Below are 20,194 nucleotides of genomic sequence, written 5' to 3'. Positions count from 1 at the left end.
GGGACCTAAGGTGGAAACGACCCATGTCCCGCTTTTTGAATCCCGCAGGACCTGGGCAGCCGCTGAAAGGTGTAGGGGCTTCATGGACGCCATGGACAAGGATCGGGACATCCCGGAGCGCGCGGTGCGGCCGCTGTGGACCGAGGAACCGGCCCGAAGGCGCCGGCTGCCCGATCCGGTCCGTACGGCGGCGGTGCGGGCGGTCATCATCGTCGCGGTGACGTTGACGCAGGCGATGGTGGCGGTGCTGAGCACGCTGGCCGACTCATGGCTGGCGTTCCCCGCGGTGCTGACCACCGTGGCCAGCACGGTTCTGGCCACGTGGGGCGTGCTGGACGTATGGGTGACGCGGCAGGTGTGGAACCAGCGCTACGGGGTGGTGTCGCGGCCCAGCAGCACGGCGCGGGAGCTGCGCCGGCAGCGCCGCCGGGCCCGGAAGGCGGAGCGGGTCGGCTCGCCGCGGGCCGCGGAGCGCCGGTCGGCGCGCGGCGCGGCGGCCTGACGGGGCCTCATGGGGCCTCATGAGGCCTCAATGGGTTTGGCGCCCGCCCCCGCTGGGCGGGCGCCGAACCATGTGCTGCCTTCTACCACGGCGCGGCCCGCTGCGACGCCGACCGCCACGACGCGGCTCGCCGCGGCGCAGCTTGCCGCGGCGCAGCTTGCCGCGGCGCCGTCTGCCGCGGCAGGGGCTATCCCCGGCCGGGCTGCCCCGCCGGGGCGTCCGCCGGAGCCGGGGCCGAGGCCGGGGCGTCCGGGCGGCGGTACATCCGGGTCGCCGTGATCTGCCCGTGCACCTGGCCGTCCTCCGCGTCACGCTGCGGCAGCCCAGGACGCAGATGCTCCTCGACGCTGATGTACTTCAGCCCCGCGCGCAGATCCGCGTCATTGCGCAACCGGATGACCAGCGGAAACTCGGCGAGCGCCGTCGTGTCGAACAGGCCCGTGGTGTAGAGCAGCTGGACGCCCAGCGCGTCCGCGACCGCCCGCTGGAGCTCCAGCAGATACGTCGCGTTGGCGCGCCCGATGGGGTTGTCGAGGAACAGCGTGCCCGCGTGGCGGTGCCGGTCCCGGCCCCGGTCGTTGCTGCGCAGCGCCGCCATCGTGCAGTACAGGGCGATGGCGGCGGTCAGCAGCTGGCCGCCGGAGAAGACGTCGCCCATCTGGCGGACCGGCACCCGCTCGGCGCGCAGCACCGCGTCCGGCTTGAGGATCTCGACGGCCACACCGCGCGGCTGGAGCGCGGCGTCCACGCCGCGCAGCAGCAGCGACATGCCGTCGCGGCGCAGGTCGGAGTTCTTCCGCACGGCGGAGCGGGTCGCCTCGTCGATGACCTCGCCGAGCCGCTCGGCGAGCATCGCCTGGTCCGGATCCTCGAAGCGGATCCGCAGGAACTCCTGGCCCGACCACTCCCCGAGCCCTTCGGGGAGCCGGGAGAGCCGCTGGGCCGAGCGCAGGGTCGCCAGGGACGACTCGACCAGGCCGCGCAGCCGGTCCACGATGCTGTCCCGGTTGCGCTCCAGCTGGGCCAGCTCGTCGGTCAGGACGCGCAGCCGGGGCGCGAACGCCTCGGCCCACGCCGCGGCGTGCTCCGGCAGCGCGGCCGCGGGCAGCTCGCGGATCTGCTGCCGGGCGGGGGTGCGCACCTGCTCGTAGCGGGTCGCGTTGGCATGCCGTACGAGCACGTCGCTCGCCTCCCGGACGGCGGCCTCGGCCGCCGACAGGTCACCCGCGCAGCCGCGCAGCGAGCGGCGGGTCTCGGCGGCCGCCTGCCGGGCCTCCGCGAGGCTCCCGGCGTACGCGTCGGGCTGCGCGTCCGCCCCGTCGACGGCCGCCTCCTGGTGGTCGCGGAGCAGGTCCCGCAGCAGCGCGGCGGTCTCCTCGAAGCCGCCCGCCGCGTCCTCGGCGGCGCGGTGGGCGCGCAGCAGCTCGCTGTGGGTGGTGCGGGCGGTCTCCAACGCGTCCGTACGGGTGCTGAGTTCGGCGTTGGCCGTCCGCAGCAGTTCCTTGGCCTGCTCGGCGTCCTGCGGGACCATCCCCTCCGGCAGCTCGGTGTGCGCGTCGCCGTCCGCGGGCGCCAGCCGCTCCGCCTCGCCGCGCAACCGGCCCAGCTGCTCGCTCGCCGCCGACGCGCGCGACTCCATCGTGTGCACCAGCGACTCGGCGCGGGCCGCGGCCGCCTGGCGGGACGGGGCGTCCGCGCCGTCGGTGCTCTCCAGCAGCTGCGCGGCCCGGGTGCGGACCTTGTTGGTGAGCCGGTCCAGCGAGGCCAGCGCGGCGCTCTCGTCGCTCTCCGCACGGGCCTGCTCGGCGCGCAGGTCGGCGCCGACCCCGACCTTCTCGTACACCTGCGAGGCCGCGCGGTACGCCTCGCGGAGCGCGGGCAGCGAGGTGGTCGGCGGGGTGCCGTCCGCCACGTCGTCGGGCGCGCCCGCGATCTCGGCGCGCTCGGCGCGCAGCGCGCGGGCGGTGCGGTGCGCGTCGTCGGCCGCGCGCTGGGCCGCGCGCCGGTCCTCGTCGGCCGCGCGCGCCCGGTCCACGCACGCGGCGGCCCGCTCCTCGTACTCCGCGGCCTCGTCGGCCAGTTCACGCAGCCTGGTCTGCCACGCGGCCCGCTCCCGCAGCCGGAACGCGAGCCCCGCCAGCGCGTCGGCCGCCCGGCGGGCCCGCTGCGCCGCCTCCTGCCGCTCGTCGCGCACCCGGGCCGTCTCGCCGGCCGCCTCGTCCGCCTCCACCCGCGCCGTACGGGCCTCCGCCAGCTCCTGCTGCGCCTCCTCGGCCGCCTCACGCCCGCGCTCGGCCGCCTCCGCCAGCTCCGCGAGCCGCCCCGGCGGGCAGCCCGTACGCCACGACGACAGCCGCGCCGCCAGCGCCCGGTCCCCGGCCAGCCGGGCCGCCAGCCCCCGGATGTCCTCGTCCCGCGCGGTGGCCCGCGCCCGCAGCTCGCGCCGCTCGTCGTCGGCGGCCCGCTCGTCGTGCATCGCCGGGTTCGGCGGCACCAGGAACACCCCGCCGTCCTGCGCCCCCGGCGGCGGCGTCGGCGCGAGCAGCGCGGCCGCCGTCCCGACGGCCACGGCGGAGCGCGGCAGCAGCGACGCCGTGGCGAGCGCCTCGCGGGCGCGGACGTGTGAGTCGGGGTCGGTGATGACCACCCCGTCGACCAGCTCCGGCCGAGCGGCCAGCACCGCGGCGTGATCGGTGGGGTCCACGGCCTGCGCCAGATACCGCCAGCCGGGCAGCGCGGGGATGCCGTGCTCGCCCAGGTACTCCACCGTCGCCAGCACATCCGGGCTGGGCGGCAGCAGCCCGCCGTCACCGAGCGCGGCCAGGATCCGCGAGTCGTCGGCCGCGGCCGTACGCAGGTCGAACAGCTGCCGCTCGGCGGACGCGACGCTCTCGTCGAGCAACTCCCGCAGCGCGTCGGCGCTCCGATCGAGCTCCTCGGCGCTCAGCGGCCCCTCCCCCCGGACCCGCCCGGCGGCGCCACCCGCCGCCTGCCCCCGGCCCGCGCGCCCGGCTGAGCCACTGGCGCCGCTCGTCGCGCCCTCACCCCGCCGGGCCGAAGCCCCTGCCGGGTTCCCTTCCCCGCGAGCCGTAGCGCCCCTGGCTCCGCCCGCCGCGCCGCCGGCCGGGCGTACGGCGCCGCCGGTCGGGACGTCGGTCGCGGGCACGACCACGTCCGTCGCGCCATCGGCCCGGCGCGCCGCGTCGCCGGTCGCGTCCGCACCTTGGCCGGGGGTGACGCCCTCATCGCCGGTCGGGCCGGCTTCCCCGGGAGCCGTGTCACCCTTGGCTCCGCGCACCGCCCTGCCTGACGCACCTTCGGCCGGGCGCACGGCATCGCCGGTCGGGCCGCCAGGCCCGGACACCGCCACGCCGGTTGCCCCATCGGCGCCGCGCGCCGCGCCGCCGGTCGGGCTCTCCTCCCCACGAGCCGTGGCGCCCGTCGCGGCCTCGGCTCCGCCGTCCCCGTCGGCGGGCGCATCCCCGGCCTGATGGGCCGTAACGCCGGGCGCGCCCTCGGCCGGAGGAGTCCCCGCGTCCGCCGCGGGCCCGCCGACGGCGGCACCCGGCCCGCCCAGGCCGGGCTCACCGTCGGCCGGGCCGTGACCGGCCGCCGCGGCGTCATCCTGACGGGCCGTAGCGGCCGTTGCGCTCTCGGCGCTGCCAGACGTGGCGGGCCGGTCGTCGCTGAGTTCGGGGGACCAGCAGTCCTCGTCCGGGGCGGCCGGGTCGGCGGTGCCCGCGCTCTCTTCGGGGGCGTTCTCCGGCTCGTTCACATGGGCGGAGACGCCGCCGGGCGGGCGGGCTTCGGCCGGTAGGGAGCGGGGGTGGCGCCCGGGGGCGGGCTGCTCCAGTTCGTCGACGCGCATCGTCACCGGCCCGGGCGAGCCGGCCTCGGCCGCCAGCGGCCGCCCGGCGCGGGGGGCCGGGACGGACGGGGTGGCCGGGGTGGCACCGGGGAGGCCGAGGAGTTCGACGAGGCGCTGTTCGGAGCCGAGGGACTCGGCCGCCCGGCGCTCCGCGTCGTAAGCCGCCTCCGCCGCGCGGGACGCGTCGGCCGCGCGGGCGGCGGCCAGCTCCGTGCGGGACTGCTCGGCGGCGGCCGCCTGGGCGGTGTCCGCGGTGCGGCGGGCCGCCTCGCGGGCGACGTCCCAGGCGGCGACGGCGGTCTTCTCCGCGTCGCTGGCGGCGAGGGCGGCGCGGGCCGGATCGGCGTCGGGGGCGGAGTCGTCCAGCCAGCCGGCGCGGACCGCCTCGGCGGTCTCCTGCTCGACCTCGGCGAGCCGCTGCCGCAGGTGCTCGGTCTCGCTGCGGGCGCGCTGGGCAGCCGTGGCGGCGGCGGTGGCGTCGCGGTGGGCGGCCTCGCCCGTCTCCTGGAGGGCGGCGGAGCGCTCCTCCTCCTCGTTGGCCAGCCGCTCGCCGTCCTCGGCCGCCGCGTGCAGGGCGCGTACGAGGTCGGCGGCGGCCTTGGCGCGGGCGGCGAGCGCGGGGGCGGCGTCCCGCTCGGCCTCGCGGATCGCGGCGGCGACGCGCGCCGAGCGGTCGGCGGCGGCGCGGTGGCGCAGCACCGTCTCGGCGGCCTGCCACGCGGAGTGCAGGGTGCGGGCGTCGTTGACCTCGCGGCGCTGCGCGGCCGCGCCCTTCTCCGCTGCGGCCAGCGCCAACGAGGCGTGCCGGTAGGCGATTTCCGCGGCGACCAGGGAGCTGCGCCCGCGCGCCTCCTCCGCTTCGGTGACGGCGTGGGCCGCGGTGGCGACCTGCTGGGCGAGTTCGGCGGTGCGCTCGCGCTCCTCGGCGCCGCGCCCGGACAGCCGCCGGGCGAGCGTGCGGGTGCGGCGCTCGGCGCCCGCGTGCACCCCGCGGGCCTGCTCGCGCCGCTCCCCCGCGTCCGCGATGCGCGACAGCAGATCCAGCGAACCGGCCGTGAAGTCGCGCTCGGCGGTCAGCTCCGCGCGGCGGCCCAGCTTGTGGGCGAAGCCGTGCACGAGGTCGGCGAGCCCGTCCGTGTCACGGGTGTCGGTGACGGCGCGCAGCAGTAGATCGGTGAAGTCGGAGTCGTTCTTGACGGCGAACAGGCCGGCGGCCTCGCCCTCGTCGGCGTTCATCTCCCGCTGGTAGCGGAAGAGTTCGGGGTCGAGCCCGAGCTCGCCGAGGTGCTCGTTCCAGCGCTCGTGGATCTCCACCCAGACCACGTCGAGGTGCGGATAGGCCTTGTCCGCCTCGGTGATCGCGTCGCGGAAGCCCTTCATGGTGCGGCGGCGGCCGCGGGCGGTGGAGGCGCCCTCGACGATGGGCCGCACCGCCGCGGACTCCGCGACGGGCAGGGAGTCGAGGCTCAGCCCCGGCCCGGGGCGGAAGGAGTACCACGCCTCGGCGAACTTCCGCGGGTCGTTGGACACCTGGCGGCCGCGCCACTCGCTGACCTTGCCGACGACGACGGTCTCGCCGGTGACGGTGTGCTGCCACTCAAGCGCGACATGCCCGCAGTCGTCGGCGAGCAGGAACTTGCGCAGCACGCCGGAGCTGGCGCCGCCCAGGGTGTTGCGGTGGCCGGGGAGCATCACCGAGAAGATCAGCTTGAGCAGGACGGACTTGCCGCCGCCGTTCTCCAGGAAGAGCACGCCGGCGGGCGCGGGGCGGCGCGGCGGGCCGACGGGCTCCTCCTCGAAGAACTCCGCCTGGGTGGGGGCGGGGCTGGGCACCGGCTCGCCGACTCCGCGCAGGTCCAGGACGGTGTCGGCATAGCGCGCACCGGCCGGCCCGATGGAGTAGAGGCGGACCCGGGACAGCTCGTACATGGCGGCGGACTCTCGTTGTCGTGACGGTGGTCGGTAGGTGCGGGTCGTCGGGTGGGGGCGGGGGTGCCCAGGTCGGGTCAGGTGGCGTGGAAGGGCAGGCCCGCGTCGGCGACCAGGTCCAGGTCGTCGCCTTCGTCCGGCGGCAGCAGGGTCGCGCTGCCGTCGCTCATGGGCACCACGCCCAGTTCGAGCAGCTCGGCCATGGCGGCGCTGCCCGCCATGTCGCGGACCTGGAGCTGGTAGCGGGCGGTGGTGCGGTACGCGCCTCCTGCGTCGTCCCCGGTGCGCTGGAGAAAACCGGAGTCGACGAGGAAGGCGACGGCCTTGCCGACGATGCCGGTCGTCGAACCGGCCAGCCGCCGCGCGTCCTTGGTGGCGCCGGTGGCGCTGCGCCGCGCGTACACCCGCCAGGCCGCCTCCAGGCCGGGGGCGTCGGTGGTCGGGTCGGTGTTCTCCCCCTGCTCCTCGGCCCGCTCCTCCAGGCGGCGGCAGGCCTGTCGTACGAAGGCGTCGATGCCGTTGACCGTGACGCGCCCGATGTAGCCGTCGTCGGCGAGGTCCTCTGGGCGGGGGAAGGCCATGGCGGCGACGGCGAGATGGGCGAGGCCGTGCAGGAAGCGGTCGGCGGAGTCGGTCGAGGCGCGGCGGGCGTAGTCGCCCATGCGGACGGCGAAGACGGAGTCCTCGGCGGCGGCCAGGGCCATCCCGGCCCGGGTGGAGACCTCGAGCACGATCAGTCCGAGGCCGGCGGCCACCGCGTCGGCCAGCCGCGCGAACGCCGGGTCGTCGCGGTGGCGGCGCAGCAGCTCGGCGTACTCGACGTCACGGGCGGGCAGCAGCTTGGGCTGGAGCCCGAAGGCGACCAGGCGCGCCGCGTCGGCCGCGTCGGCGGGGGTGAGGGGCGCGCCCGCCGACGCGCCCGCACCACCACCTGACGCGCTTGCTGCCCCCGGCGCGCCCGGGGCCGACGGCATCAGGTCAGGTTGGGCGGCGTCCGCGGGATCGTACTCGGTCACGGGTGAAGCTCCTTGGGGGCGGCGGTCCAGCGGGCTGCGGCGGGCCGGCGGGCGTCAGCGGTCCGGCGGGCCGCGGCGGTCTCGCGGGCCGGGGCCGGGCCGCCGTATCGGCACAACACGCGCATTACGCCACCTCCGCGCGGTCCGCCGCCATCCCGGCCGCGTCCAGCATTGCCATGCCCACGATCAGATCCGCGCCGCCGAACTCCGGGTCGTCCAGATCGGTGCCGTCGTCGACGGCGAACAGCAGCCGCTCCTCGCCCTGGCGGTAGGCGGTGCCGACGGGCGGGCTCGCGGCGTGCACGGCCAACAGGGCGATCAGATACGGGAGTTCGCGGTCGCGGCGGCGGGCCTCGGCCAGGAGGCCGGAGAGCCTGCGGGGGGCGTCGGCCGGGAGGTCGAGCAGCTGCATGGCGGTCGCCAGCTGCTCCTCGCTGAAGCGGCTGTCGTCGGGGGTGGCGATCAGGTCCGGCTCGGGCATCTCCGCACCCAGGTGCTCACGCTCGACGGGCGGGGTCAGCAGCATGTCCACCAGGTCGCCGACGCGCACGGACGTCGGGGTGCGCAGCCCCGTGCCGCGGGCGAAGAAGGCGTCGGTGACGCGGAGGGCGCGGTCCACGGGGAGCGGCAGCACGGGCGCGAGGAGCTGCCCGTACAGGTCGAGCCCGGCGCGCGCGGCCGGTGTGGCGAAGGCCTGGCGGTCCTGCTCGGCGCGGAACAGCGGCCCGGCCTCCAGCAGCCGGGACTGAAGCTGGGTGTGGCGGCGGATGCAGTCCTTCACTATGTCGACGAGCTCGGCGGCGCGGCGCTTGTTCTCGGCGCTCTCCGCCTCGTCGCGGGCCTTGCGGATATTGGTCAGGATCGCGTTCTCATGGCGGTAGCGGTCGGCGACGTGGTCCAGGGCCTCGCTGATCAGGTCGGGGACCGTGCTCAGCCAGTCGACGGCGCGGACGTTGCGCCGGGTGGCGTCCAGGGTGCGGCGCAGCGTCTCGGAGTACTGCACGGTGCGGTAGCGGGCCTGCTCGGCGGCGAGTTGGGCGTCGGCGAGGCGGCCGCGGCTGACCAGCACCTCCAGCTTCACCTCGGCGGCGATCTGGGCGCTGGTCACGTCCGTGTCGAGCGCGCCGACCAGGACGTTGACCGCCTCGTCGGTGGTGCGCAGATAGACGCTGCCGCCGGGGCCCGGCACCTCTTCGACCAGTTTGAAGTCGTAGTCGCGGCGCACATAGACGCCGTCGGGGCCGAACGTGCCGTACACCGCGCGGAAGCCGCGGTCCACACTGCCGACGTTGATCAGGTTTTCCAGCACCCAGCGGGCGACGCGCTCGTGCTCGGTGGCGGGCCGCTCCGGGGCCTGGGCGGCGACGCGAGGGAGCAGCCTGGCCACTATCTCGTCGTGGTCGGCGCCGGTGTCGAAGTCCATGTTGAGCGTGACCAGGTCGATGGCGGCGAGGGCGACCTCCGCCATCGCGTACACCGAGTACTCACCCGCCAGGCTGCCCTTGCGCGCGTCGAGGTCGTGGAGCGGCGCGGTGCAGGCGAGCGCGCGGAGCCGCCGGGCCAGGCCTTCGTCGGCGGCCGGGCCCGGGGCCGGGCGCGCGGCCCCGGCGTACCCGTTGAGCTGGGGCGCGGCCGCCCCAGGCGGTGGAGAAGTCACGTCGCACAGATTAGGCGCTCCTACCGACAACGGACGAAACGGCGCGGAGCGGCCGAGCGCGTCGACCGAACCGTCAGTCTAAGGCCTGTGCCGGCCCGGCTCGGGCGGGCCGTTCAATGGGTGGCTCCCTCGGGGACGCGGAGGTCTTCGCGGGTGGTCACGGCCGTGGTGACGATGGCCCGCAGGGCGTGCGCCACCGTGTCGGCGGGCAGCGAGGGCTCGGCCCGGTCCACGACCTGTTCGGGGGCGTACGGGACATGGACGAATCCGCCGCGCAGGGCGGGCCTGCGGGTGGCGATCAGATGGGCGAGCCCGTAGAAGACGTGGTTGCAGACGAAGGTTCCGGCCGTCTGGGACACGGAGGCGGGAATTCCGGCCGCCCGCACCGCCGCGACGCAGGCCTTGACGGGCAGGGCGGCGAAGTAGGCGGCGGGGCCGCCCGGGACCACCGGCTCGTCGACGGGCTGCCGGCCGGCGTTGTCGGGGATCCGGGCGTCGTCGACGTTGACCGCGACGCGCTCGACGCTGATGCCGGTGCGGCCCCCGGCCTGCCCGACGCACAGCACCAGGTCGGGGTCGGCCGCCTCCACCGCGGCGGCCAGCTCCTCGAGCGCCGTGCCGAAGACGCAGCTCAGCCGGGCGGCGGTGACCTGGATGCCGGGCGGGGGCCCGGCGGCGACCAGCGAGACGGCCTGCCAGGACGGGTTGACGTCCTCGCCGCCGAAGGGCTCGAAGCCGGTGAGGAGCACGCGGGTCACAGGGAGGCCCCCTCAGAAGGCGAAGAGCGAGATGATGACGATGTTGCAGGCCAGCAGCGCCCCGGCGGTGGGGATCTGGGCCTTGATGGGCCCGTACTGGTCCTTCAGTTCGAGCAGCGCGGCGGGGACGATGTTGTAGTTGGCGGCCATGGGCGTCACAAGGGTTCCGCAGAAGCCGGCCAGCATCCCGACGGCGAGGACGACCGCCGGTTCGCCGTGCATCTGCTGGATGAGCACGGGCCAGCCGACGGCGGCGGTCATCACGGGGAACGCGGCGAAGGCGTTGCCCATGATCGTGGTGAACACGGCCATGCCGACGCAGTAGACGGCCACGGCCACATACTTCTGACCGTCCGGCAGCAGTTGTTCGGTGATCTTGCCGACCTGGGTGCCGACCCCGGCCACCTGGAAGATCGAGCCGAGCACGGCCAGCAGCTGGGGCAGCAGCAGTGCCCAGCCCATGGACTCCAGCAGACCGCGCCCGGCGTGCAGCGACACGGCGGGGTTGCGCTCGCGGACCACGAACATGGCGACCGCGAGCCCGGCGACGGCGCCGAATCCGAGGCCGAGGACGGTCTCGCTGCCCGGCTCGAGCACCGGCTCGCCGCCCACGTGCCAGTGCTTGAGGGCGGAGGCGCAGACGACCGCGACGAGCGGAATGGTGAGGGCGGGGACGAACAGCCTGCCGCGCAGCCGCGCGGCCAGGGCGGTGCGCTGCTCGGCGGTGGTGGTGCGCGGGGTGCCGCGCCCGGTGCGGCCGAAGCCGGCCAGGCAGGCCATGGCCAGCACGGCGACCCCCAGCGGCTCGGCCGGGGCCTGCCCGCGCACCACCCAGGTGCTGTAGAGGAAGCAGGCGCCCAGCAGGCCCCAGAAGGCCGCGGAGCCGAGGCGCTTGGGGTTGCTGCGGTCGACCGCCATCTGTGCGGCCATGGCGAGGAAGACGGCGCCGACCAGCCAGTAGAACCACTCGACCTTGATCACTTCGCGTCCTCCGAGGTGCGGTCGCCGGGCGCGGCGGAGCGGGCGGCCGCGGCCGTCAGTTCGCGGTCCAGGGTGCGGTCCAGGCGCAGCAGCCGGGCGCCGTGGATGAGGAAGGCGCACACGGCGGTCGGGATGGCCCACAGGGCCAGCTGAAGCGGCTCGAGGTGGGTGTCGTAGGTGGTGTTGACGAAGCCGGTGATGAGCAGGATCGAGCCGATGGCGAGGAAGCAGTCCTCGCCGAAGAACAGTCCGACGGTGTCGGCGCTCGCGGCATACGAGCGGACGCGCTCGCGCATCCGCTCCGGCAGCGGGCCGTGGCGGCGCTCGGCGGCCCCCTCGGCCATCGGCGCGACCATGGGCCGCACGCTCTGCGCGGGCCCGCCGACGCTGGTGAGGCCGAAGGCCGCGGTGACCTGACGGAGCCCCAGGTAGAGGGCGAGGAAGCGGCCGGCGGTGAGTTTGCCGAGCCGGCCGATGAGGGTGCGGGCCTGTTCCTGGAGGCCGTTGCGCTCCAGGAGGCCGATGACCGGGAGGGTGATGACGAAGATCGTCACCGAGCGGCTGGAGGCGAAGCCGTTGCCGAAGGCCGCGAGAACCTCCCGGGGCGAGAGTTCGCCCAGCAGCCCGGTGACGATGCCGGAGACTCCCACCACCAGTAACGGATTGCGGCGGGTGGCGAATCCGAGGACCACCACCAGGACTCCGAGGAGAACGATCATTGGTCCCGCCTTCCGTGAGCAGGACCTCACGGAAGCCGTGAGGAAGAGTGCATCGGAGGCTAGGGGATCGTTGAACGATCCGACAAGACGTCGATATGCGCCTGTTCCCCGGCGCCCGGATCGTTTACGGCTCGGAAACCCGCTGGGCGTAGGCCTCGGCCAACTGGAGCCGGGAGTCGTTGAGATAGGCGGCGAGCAGCCGCTCGGCCTCGGGGGCGTCCCCGGACTGGAGCACCTCCAGGATGTGCCGGTTGCGGATCAGATACGGCGCGTGGAAGCGGCGCGGGTCGTCCATGACATGGAAGACGAGGCGGAGTTCGGCCAGTACGCCGCGCATCAGCTCATCCGCGCGGGGGCTGCCCGCGAGGGCCACGATCCCCTGGTGGAAGCGGATGTTGGCGGTGGAGAGGTCCCGCCAGGCCCGCTCCCGCGCGGCGTGCTCCCCCGCCACGACGGCCGACTCGACCGCCTCCAGCGGGTACGGCGGCGCTCCGAGGCCGCGTACCGCGCCGCACTCCACCATCGTGCGCACCCGGAAGATGTCGGTCAGGTCGTCCACCGTCACCACGCGCACGAACACGCCGCGGTTGAGTTCGTGCACCAGCAGCCGCTCGTGGGTGAGCAGCCGGTACGCCTCTCTGAGGGTGTTGCGCGAGACACCGAGCGACGCTTTGACGCTGTCCTCGGACAGCCGGGTGCCGGGCGGGAAGAACCCTTCGGCGATGCGGTCGCGCAGGACGTCCGCGACGCGCTCGACGGTGCTCGTCCGCCCCAGCAGCGCCCGGTCGCCCTCCAGCCCGGCCGGCCCGGCCGGCGCGGAGGTCTCCACAATCAGCCGTTCCGCCCCGTTTTTCACCCTTGCTCCCCTTCACTGCTCCTGAATCCCGTATGGCGAGAAGTCAATCCCAGAACCCGCACCGGAACAACATTCTTCTTGTCGGATCGTTCAACGATCCCCTACCTTGTCATGCCATGGCGGACCTCACCATCGATCTCAACGCCGACCTCGGCGAGGGCTTCGGCCGCTGGCAGCTCACCGACGACGACGCCCTGCTGTCCGTCGTCACCAGCGCCAACGTGGCCTGTGGCTACCACGCCGGCGACCCCTCGACCATGCGCCGGGTGTGCGAGCTGGCCGCCGAGCGCGGTGTGCGCATCGGCGCCCAGGTCTCCTACCGGGACCTGGCCGGCTTCGGCCGGCGCACCATGGATGTGCCGCCGCGCGAGCTGACCGACGAGATCGCCTACCAGATCGGAGCGCTGCGGGTGTTCGCCCGGTCCGCGGGGGCGGACGTGGTCTACGTCAAACCGCACGGCGCGCTGTACAACCGCTGCGTATACGACGCGGCGCAGGCCGCCGCCGTCGTCGAGGGCGCGCTGCTGGCCGCCGACGCCCCGCTGCCCGTCCTGGGGCTGCCCGGCTCCCGGCTGCACGAGGCGGCCGGCGCGGCCGGACTGCCGGTGGTGAGCGAGGGCTTCGCCGACCGCGCCTACACCGCGGCCGGGACGCTGGTCCCGCGCGGCGAGCCCGGAGCCGTGATCGCCGACCCGGGCACCGTGGTCAAGCGCTCCCTCAACTTCGCCCGCGACAGGTCGGTGACCTCGATCGACGGCGAGCCGGTCGAGGTGGACGTGCGGTCCCTGTGCGTACACGGCGACACCCCCGGGGCCGCCGACATCGCCCGCCGGGTCCGGGCCGAACTGGAGGCCGCGGGCGTGCGCGTGGAGCCGTTCGCATGACCGGCCCCGGCGGACGGGTCCGGGTGCGCGGGCTGCCGGTGGGGGACCACGCGCTGCTCCTGGAAGTGGACACCGGCGAGGCCGCCCTGGCCCTGCACGCCGAGCTGCTGCGCCGCGCCGAGGCCCGGACGCTGCCCGCGGTGCGGGAGATCGTGCCCGCCGCGCGCACGGTGCTGCTGGACGGAGTGGCCGACCCGCGCCGCCTCGCGGCCGAGGTGGCGCGGTGGGACATCCCGCCGTCGGCCGACGGCCACGGCGCCACCGTCGAGATCCCGGTGCGCTACGACGGCCCGGACCTGGCCGATGTCGCCGAGCTGTGGGGGGTCGCCCCGCAGGAGGTCGCGCGCATCCACTCGGGCACCGAATTCCACGTCGCCTTCTGCGGCTTCGCCCCCGGTTTCGGCTATCTGACCGGCCTGCCGGAGCGCTGCCGGGTGCCGCGCCGCGCCACCCCGAGGACCAGGGTCCCGGCTGGTTCGGTCGCCCTCGCGGGCCCGTACACCGGCGTCTATCCGCGCTCCTCCCCCGGCGGCTGGCAGCTGATCGGCATCACGGACGCGGTGCTGTGGGACACCGCGCGCGACCCGGCCGCGCTGCTGTCCCCCGGCACGCGCGTGCGCTTCATACCGCAACGGCCCCTACGAGAAGAGACCTCCGCATGACGGACAGCGCCTTCGTCGTGGTGCGGGCCGGCGCGCTGACCACCGTCCAGGACCTCGGCCGGGCCGGCCACGCCCACCTCGGAGTGGTGCGCTCCGGGGCGCTCGACGAGCCCGCCCTGCGGCTCGCCAACCGCCTGGTGGGCAACCCCGAGGGGGCCGCGGCCCTGGAGACCACGCTCACCGGCTGTGCCGTGCGGCTCCGCCGCGCGGCGACGGTGGCGGTCGTGGGCGCGCCCTGCCCGGTCACCGTGGACGGCCGCCCGGCCGCGTGGGGCGCGCCCGTGCGCGTACGGGCGGGCGCGCTGGTGGAGGTCGCGGCGGCCACCCATGGCGTGCGCGGCTATCTGGCGTTCGACGGCGGCGTGGCGGCCGAGCCGGTGCTCGGCAGCCGTTCCACGGATGTGCTCTCCGGTCTCGGTCCGCCCCCGCTCGCCGACGGCGCGGTGCTGCGGCTGGGCGCGCCGTACGGCCCGGCGCCCGCCGTGGGCGCCGCGTTCTGCCCGGCGCCGCCGCGCGAGCTGGTGCTGCCGGTCGTACTCGGCCCGCGCGACGACTGGTTCACGCCCCGGGCGCTGCGCACCCTGGCCACCGGCGCGTTCCGGGTGTCGGCCGCGAGCAACCGGATCGGGCTGCGGACCGAGGGCCCCGCGCTGGAGCGCGCGAGGGACGGCGAGCTGCCCAGCGAGGGCATGGCTCTGGGCTCGCTCCAGGTCCCGCCGGACGGCCTCCCGGTGCTGTTCCTGGCCGACCATCCGACGACCGGCGGCTACCCGGTCGTCGGCGTCGTCCCCGAGCCCCATCTGGCCGCGGCCGCCCAGGCCGTCCCGGGCACGGCGGTGCGCTTCGTACCGCGGAGGCCCCGGTAGACGCCCGGTAGCGGAGACCGGAGGCCGGGCCGGTGTCCTGGGTCAGAGCTTCGCCGACGCCGAAGACGCGGAGCAGTCGAGGCTGTTCAGGTCCACCGCGTCGGCCATGGCCTGCATGCCCTTGTCGTTCGGGTGCAGATGGTCGCCGCCGTCGAAGAACGGCAGGATGCGCTCGTGGTCGTACGGACTGCGCAGGGCCCGGTCGAAGTCGGTGACCGCGTCGAACACACCGCTGTCCCGGATGAACGCGTTGACCTCCTGACGCACGGCCTCGGCCTCCGGATCCCACTCCGACCAGCCCTTGAACGGCCCGACCGTAGCGCCCACCACGCGCTTCCCGGCCGCGTGCGCCCGCCGGACGACCTCCCGGTAGCCGGCGATCATGTCCTGGGCGGTCACGCCGGTGTGCGCCTTGATGTCGTTGACGCCCTCGAAGAGGAACACCGTGCACACGCCGGGGTGGGACAGCACGTCCCGGTCGAGCCGGTGCAGTGCACTCTGCCCGGCGCCGTCGGCCAGCACCTTGTTGCCGGAGATCCCCTCGTTGGCCACGCCCTTGACCGTCGTGGTGGTGGATTGCCGGAGCCGGCGCGCGAGGTAGTCGGGCCAGCGGCGGTTGAGGTCCGTGCTGGACTGCCAGCCGTCGGTGATCGAGTCGCCGAGGGCCGCCACGGCTCCCGTTCCCGGGGACGCCCGGACCGTCACGGCGTCCAGGTAGAACCAGGAGCCGATGGTGCCGCCCCAGTTCGCCGGGGAGTCCTCGGCGGTGTGATCGCCCTGGGAGACATACGAGGTCTGCATGCTCATGCCGTGTCCGGTCGCCGGGCCGGCCGCGTCCGGGCTGTGCACGCTGACCACCAGGTTGGTCCCGGCGGCCACCCGGCCCGGCAGCGGGTCGCTGGTGACGGTCGCACCGGCCGGGACGGTGACGGACCGCGCGCCGCCGAAGACCAGCTGCCGGTTGCTGCCGCGCACCAGGCCGGCCCCAGCCTCCTGGACGCCCGCGTAGACGCTGTCGAACGTCACCGGCCGGTCCCCGAAGGCGTTGGAGAGCCTGACGCGCAGGTCACTCCCGCCGACGCTGGTGTGGACGACGAGCCGGTACGCGCGGTCCGGCACACCCTCCCCCAAGCGGTCGGCACTGGCTCCCCAGGTCACGACCTCGCTCCCGGCCGGCGCGGCCCGGGCCGTCGCCGGGACGGCCTGAACGGCCAGGGCGGCGAACGCCAGGGCCACCAGCACGCACCCCCGGCCCCGTCCGGCCCTCATCGGGTGAACCCCTTCAGCGTGACCGACTCGCCCGGCGCCAGCGTCACCGGCCGCGACGCCCCGCCGAACACCACCGTGGTGGTACGGCCGCCGACGCTGCGGACGCGCACCTCGGTCGGTGTGCCCTCCCGCCAGCGCAGGTCCACCACGAACCCGCCGCGCACCGGCACGCCGGCAACCGAGCCGGACGCGGCCCAGGCGCCGGGCAGCGCCGGCAGCAGCTCGATGTGTCCGGGGCGCGAGTACAGCAGCATCTCGATCATCGCGGCGGGTGTGCCGAAGTTGGCGTCGATCTGGAAGATGCCGCGTCCCCGCTCGACCTCGTAGATGTCGAACAGGTTGAACGCCGTGCCGTTGCTTCCGTCGGACGACGGAAGCAGGTTGTCGGCGACGAGCTGGTAGGCCTTGTCCGCGTTCTTCAGGCGCGCCCAGCACAGCGCCCGCCAGGCGTTCGCCCAGCCGAAGCTCTTCGTCCCGCGCGCGGTGAGCAGCGCGCGGGCGCCGTCGACGATCTCCTTCGGGGTGGAGCCGTCGGGGCGGATGCGGTCGCCGGGGAAGAGACCGACGAGCGGCGAGAGATGGCGGTGGGTGGTCTCGCCGAGGTTGTCGGGCGACATCCACTCCTCCAGCCAGCCCGTCGTCGGGCTCACCCGCGGCAGGTACAGCCGGTCCCGCAGACCGGTCACGGTCCGTGCGTAGCCGGCGTCCTTGCCGAGTACGGCGGCCGCCTCGGCGTAGTTGCCGAACAGGGCCCACACCAGCTCCTGGGCGTAGGTGATGCCCTTGGCGTCCAGCGGGCCGTGCTCGGGCGACCAGTCGCTGTCGGCGATCAGCACCTCGCCCGAGCCGTCCGGCGCGGCGATGGTGAGCAGCCGGGCCTCCCAGAAGGCGCAGGCGCCCTTGAGCAGCGGGTAGATCTTCGCCAGGTATCCCCGCGACCCGCTGTACTCGTAGTGCTCGTACAGGCTGTTGCTCAGCCAGGCGTTGCCCGCGGGATGCCACCACCAGCCGCCCCCGCCGTAGGGGTTGGTGGAGATGGCGACCGTCCAGCCGGCGACCTTCCCGGTGGAGTTGCGGTACCGGTTGCGCGGGTCGTTGAACAGGAGGCGGGTCAGGTCGGTCCACGAGGGCAGCTGGGCGAGGCAGTAGTCCGCGAAGGCGTCGAAGCACTGCGACAGGCCCGCCCGGTCGGCCATCCAGTAGTTCATCTGGATGTTGATGTCGGTGTGGTAGTCGCCCATCCAGTCCGGGTCGTTGCCGTCCAGCCACAGGCCCTGCAAGGCCAGCGGGAGGCTGCCGCGCGAGCCGGAGATCATCAGGTAGCGGCCGTACTGGAGGTACTGCGCCTCCAGCTCCGGGTCGGGGGCGCCGTCGCGGGCCCGTGCCGTGAGCCTCCCCCAGGTGTCCAGGGAGCGTTGCGCGTCGGTCGACGTGCCGAGCGAGAGGCTCAGCTGCTCGTACAGCGGTCGGTAGTCGGCGACGTGGGTGCGCAGCAGGGTGCCGGCCGGGTGCCGGGCCGCGGCGGCGACCTTGGTGCGGGCCAGCGCCTCGGGGTCGAGGGCGGGGTCGCGGTACCCGCTGTCGGCGTCGGGCGCGTAGTTCGTGCCGCCGCTGAGGACGACGGTGAGGTCCGTGCAGCCGGAGAACTCGATGCGCCGTCCCTTCACCCGGACCCGGCCGCCGCTGCCGTACGCCGTGACCGCCGCCCCGTAGCGCAGGCCGTTGGGCAGCGTGGCGCCGAAGGACTCGGCGCCGGCCGGCTCCTCGCCGTGCGTGCCCTCCAGGGTGACGGTGCCGGTGTGGCGGCCGCCGCCGCTCTGGGTGAAGTGCAGGACGATCGCGTCGTCGGGGCGGCTGGCGAAGACCTGCCGGCGGTACGTCACGCCGGAGCGGACGTAGCTGGTGGTGACCAGGCCCTGGGCGAGATCGAGGGTGCGGCGGTAGCCGTTCACGTCGGACAGGTCGTGGTCGGGGAGGTCCACCGTGAGCCGGGCCAGCAGGGTGAGCGAACCGAAGTCGGCGCGGCCGTACGGGAACTGGCCGTCGCCGTCGAGCGTGTCGTTGAGGCCGCCGGTCCACATCGTGGCGTCGGTGACGAGGAGCAGTTCACGGCCGGGGTCGTTGCTCGCGAGGGCGCCGAAGCGGCCGTTGCCGACCGGCAGCCCCTGCTCGATCAGGGAGTGCTCGTCGCCGGGGGCCCGCCACCAGAGCTGGTCGTGCGCACCGCTCGGTGCGGGCGCGGTCGCGGGGCGCCGGGGTTCGGCGGAGGCGGTGAACGCGGGCAGACCGCCGAGGGCGGCGGTGAGACCGGCCGTCGCGGCGAGAGAGAGCATGGACCGTCTGTTGGGATCGGTCGGGTGAGGGGTCATGGCGGCTCCAGAAGTCTGAGCGGGGCCCGGCCGCCCGGCCGGGCCCCGGGGGGTCAGGAGGACTTCGGTACGTCGATCCGGTCGATGTCCGGCGCGTAGCCGGAACCGCTGTCGAAGGTCAGGGTGTTGGCACCGGCCTTGAGGCTCACCGGGACGTGGACGGTGTTGACCGTGGACCAGTCGCCGGTGGAGGGGAACTTGTGGCTGGTGGAGCCGTTGCCGTTGGCGGAGACCAGGGCGGAGCGGGCGTCACCGCTGATGTAGGAGACCTTGATCTGGTAGGTGCCGGCCTTGGCGACGACGACGTCGTTGAAGGTCAGCCGACCGCCCTGGTAGAGGTTGCCAACCTTCTTGCCGCCGGAGCAGGCGGAGCAGTCGGCGACGGAGGCGTTGCCGGCGTGGGTGTTGGCGGGGTCCTCGGCCTCGACGCCGGACCAGGTGACGGCCTGGCCGCGCGGGGTGACCTTGAACAGGCGGGAGCCATGGGCGGGCAGGGCCTGGGTGATCCGGTCCCGGTAGGTGCCGAGGTTCTCGTGGTTCCACAGGTCGCGCACCGCGGCCTTGCCGGTGAAGCCGAGCGTGGAGAAGTCGGCGGTCACCGCGGCGGGCGCGTCGGCGAGGTTGAACAGGGCGACGGTGAAGGTGCCGTCGGGGTTCTTCGCGGCCCACACCTGCTGCCGGTCGGAGGGGGTGACGGGCACGGCGGGCGGGGCGTCGCTCTGGTCGACGGCGATGACCTCGGTGTTGGTCAGCAGGGACAGGCCGTAGGAGTCCAGCCGGGTGAGGTCGTCACCCGTGTACAGCGGGGACTTGGAGATGGCCCAGAGGGTGGCATAGGTCTGCCGCTCGGCCTTGGTCAGGCCGTCCATCGCACCGTTGCCGACGTTGAGGGAGTCGAGGTCGTTCCAGCCGCCGGGGCCGGCGTGCCGGGCCCAGGCCGGGGCGTCGTCGAACCGGTCGTCGACGGAGTTCTCCCAGCTGACCAGGGTGTTGCAGTAGCACTCGACGTCGGTGTCGATGCGCCAGCCGTTGGTGTACTTCTTCCAGTCGGCGACGTGCCCGTAGTCCAGGGACCAGGAGATCTCCAGGTGGATCGGCCGGCCGGTGGCCGCGATGGCCTGCTGCCAGGCGGCGACGTCGGCGACGTTGTCGTAGTTCTCGCCGCTCTTGAAGGAACCGGGGCCGACACCGTCGAGCTTGAGGAAGTCGTAGCCCCAGTCGGCGAACAGCTGCGCCTGGGAGTCGATGTACTTCTGGGCGCAGGGCTTGGCGAAGTCGAGCTTGTAGGCGCTGTCCCAGCCGTTGGTGGTGCGCAGGTCGGCGTAGACGAGGTCGGCGGTGGTGCAGCCGGGCGCGTTCCAGATGGGCGCGGCGCCTCTGTCGTACGCCTCCTTCTCCAGGCCGACCGGCAGGTAGATGCCCGCCTTGAGCCCCTTGGCGTGGATGTGGTCGGCGACGGCCTTCATCCCGCGGGGGAAGCGGACCGGGTCGGCCTGCTGGCGGGCGTACCGGTCGAAGTGCGGCGTCCAGGCCTTGTCACGCCACCAGCCGGCGTCGATGTTGACGTATTCGTAGCCGTACTTCTTCAGCTTCGCGGCGAGCGCGTCGGTCTGCTTCAGGACGTTGGCCTCGGTGAGGTAGCTGTAGTCGCCGTCGGGGTTGAGCCCGGGGTACTTGGACGACTGCATGCTCCAGCTCGTCCAGCCCATGTAGGGCTTGGCGGCGGGCGTCGGCGCGGCGGTGTCCGCCTGGGCCGGCGGTACGGCGGCCAGGGCCCCCGCGGCCATGGCGAGGACCGCCAGGAACCTCGGGGCGCGCGTGCGCAGCACGGAGTACGAGGGTGACCGCATGGGTCGTA

The 20,194-nt window shown here is 74.6% G+C and carries 14 protein-coding genes; 4 read left to right on the top strand and 10 right to left on the bottom strand.

The window, feature by feature from the left end; genetic code table 11:
* The first annotated feature begins 10 nt into the window (after window positions 1–10).
* A complete protein-coding gene (locus ACH4S9_RS39055; RefSeq protein ID WP_385344454.1) occupies window positions 11–502 on the top strand; it encodes a hypothetical protein in 492 nt (163 codons plus the stop codon).
* Window positions 503–689: 187 nt separating this feature from the next.
* On the opposite strand, the gene ACH4S9_RS39050 is transcribed toward ACH4S9_RS39055, so the two are convergent.
* The 7 genes from ACH4S9_RS39050 to ACH4S9_RS39020 all read right to left on the bottom strand — a co-directional run bounded on the left by ACH4S9_RS39050 (window position 690) and on the right by ACH4S9_RS39020 (window position 12,286).
* Window positions 690–6,299 (bottom strand): hypothetical protein, encoded by a 5,610-nt coding sequence (locus ACH4S9_RS39050; protein WP_398376449.1) that lies wholly within the window; start codon window positions 6,297–6,299, stop codon window positions 690–692.
* A 77-nt stretch (window positions 6,300–6,376) separates the two neighbouring features.
* On the bottom strand, window positions 6,377–7,315 hold the full coding sequence (locus tag ACH4S9_RS39045) for a hypothetical protein (RefSeq protein WP_311726780.1): 939 nt from the start codon (window positions 7,313–7,315) through the stop codon (window positions 6,377–6,379).
* Window positions 7,316–7,439: 124 nt separating this feature from the next.
* The gene (locus ACH4S9_RS39040; protein WP_398376447.1) at window positions 7,440–8,972 is read right to left on the bottom strand and encodes a hypothetical protein; all 1,533 of its coding nucleotides are present in this window, start codon (window positions 8,970–8,972) and stop codon (window positions 7,440–7,442) included.
* 113 nt (window positions 8,973–9,085) lie between these two features.
* Entirely contained in the window at window positions 9,086–9,730 is a 645-nt protein-coding gene (pcp, locus tag ACH4S9_RS39035; protein ID WP_311726782.1) for a pyroglutamyl-peptidase I, read from the bottom strand.
* 12 nt (window positions 9,731–9,742) lie between these two features.
* Window positions 9,743–10,711 (bottom strand): DUF979 domain-containing protein, encoded by a 969-nt coding sequence (locus tag ACH4S9_RS39030; protein WP_385344462.1) that lies wholly within the window; start codon window positions 10,709–10,711, stop codon window positions 9,743–9,745.
* The gene (locus ACH4S9_RS39025; protein ID WP_311726784.1) at window positions 10,708–11,430 is read right to left on the bottom strand and encodes a DUF969 domain-containing protein; all 723 of its coding nucleotides are present in this window, start codon (window positions 11,428–11,430) and stop codon (window positions 10,708–10,710) included. The genes ACH4S9_RS39030 and ACH4S9_RS39025 overlap by 4 nt, the downstream gene beginning before the upstream one ends.
* 124 nt (window positions 11,431–11,554) lie before the next feature.
* Entirely contained in the window at window positions 11,555–12,286 is a 732-nt protein-coding gene (locus tag ACH4S9_RS39020) for a GntR family transcriptional regulator (RefSeq protein WP_398376444.1), read from the bottom strand.
* A 116-nt stretch (window positions 12,287–12,402) separates the two neighbouring features.
* Between ACH4S9_RS39020 and ACH4S9_RS39015 the strand changes: the two genes are divergently transcribed.
* The 3 genes from ACH4S9_RS39015 to ACH4S9_RS39005 are packed head-to-tail and all read left to right on the top strand — an operon-like array spanning window position 12,403 to window position 14,698.
* Window positions 12,403–13,170 carry a 5-oxoprolinase subunit PxpA gene (locus tag ACH4S9_RS39015; RefSeq protein ID WP_311726785.1) on the top strand — a complete coding sequence of 256 codons (768 nt, stop codon included), beginning with the start codon at window positions 12,403–12,405 and terminating at the stop codon, window positions 13,168–13,170.
* On the top strand, window positions 13,167–13,832 hold the full coding sequence (pxpB, locus tag ACH4S9_RS39010) for a 5-oxoprolinase subunit PxpB (RefSeq protein WP_385344474.1): 666 nt from the start codon (window positions 13,167–13,169) through the stop codon (window positions 13,830–13,832). The genes ACH4S9_RS39015 and pxpB overlap by 4 nt, the downstream gene beginning before the upstream one ends.
* Window positions 13,829–14,698, top strand: a complete 870-nt coding sequence (locus ACH4S9_RS39005) for a biotin-dependent carboxyltransferase family protein (RefSeq protein WP_398376439.1) — start codon at window positions 13,829–13,831, stop codon at window positions 14,696–14,698. Before pxpB ends, ACH4S9_RS39005 begins: the two co-directional genes overlap by 4 nt.
* A 42-nt stretch (window positions 14,699–14,740) precedes the next feature.
* On the opposite strand, the gene ACH4S9_RS39000 is transcribed toward ACH4S9_RS39005, so the two are convergent.
* From ACH4S9_RS39000 to ACH4S9_RS38990, 3 genes are all read right to left on the bottom strand, one after another.
* The gene (locus ACH4S9_RS39000) at window positions 14,741–15,967 is read right to left on the bottom strand and encodes an SGNH/GDSL hydrolase family protein (RefSeq protein ID WP_398376435.1); all 1,227 of its coding nucleotides are present in this window, start codon (window positions 15,965–15,967) and stop codon (window positions 14,741–14,743) included.
* Window positions 15,964–18,300 (bottom strand): glycosyl hydrolase family 95 catalytic domain-containing protein, encoded by a 2,337-nt coding sequence (locus ACH4S9_RS38995; RefSeq protein ID WP_398376434.1) that lies wholly within the window; start codon window positions 18,298–18,300, stop codon window positions 15,964–15,966. The genes ACH4S9_RS39000 and ACH4S9_RS38995 overlap by 4 nt, the downstream gene beginning before the upstream one ends.
* Window positions 18,301–18,389: 89 nt before the next feature.
* Window positions 18,390–20,186 (bottom strand): alpha-galactosidase D, encoded by a 1,797-nt coding sequence (locus ACH4S9_RS38990; RefSeq protein WP_398376432.1) that lies wholly within the window; start codon window positions 20,184–20,186, stop codon window positions 18,390–18,392.
* Between the last annotated feature and the right edge of the window lie 8 nt (window positions 20,187–20,194).

The organism is Streptomyces sp. NPDC021225 (genome assembly GCF_044332865.1).
GTDB lineage: Bacteria > Actinomycetota > Actinomycetes > Streptomycetales > Streptomycetaceae > Streptomyces.
The sequence above is the reverse complement of the archived record's forward strand: the minus strand, read 5'-3'. Positions and strand labels throughout refer to the sequence as shown.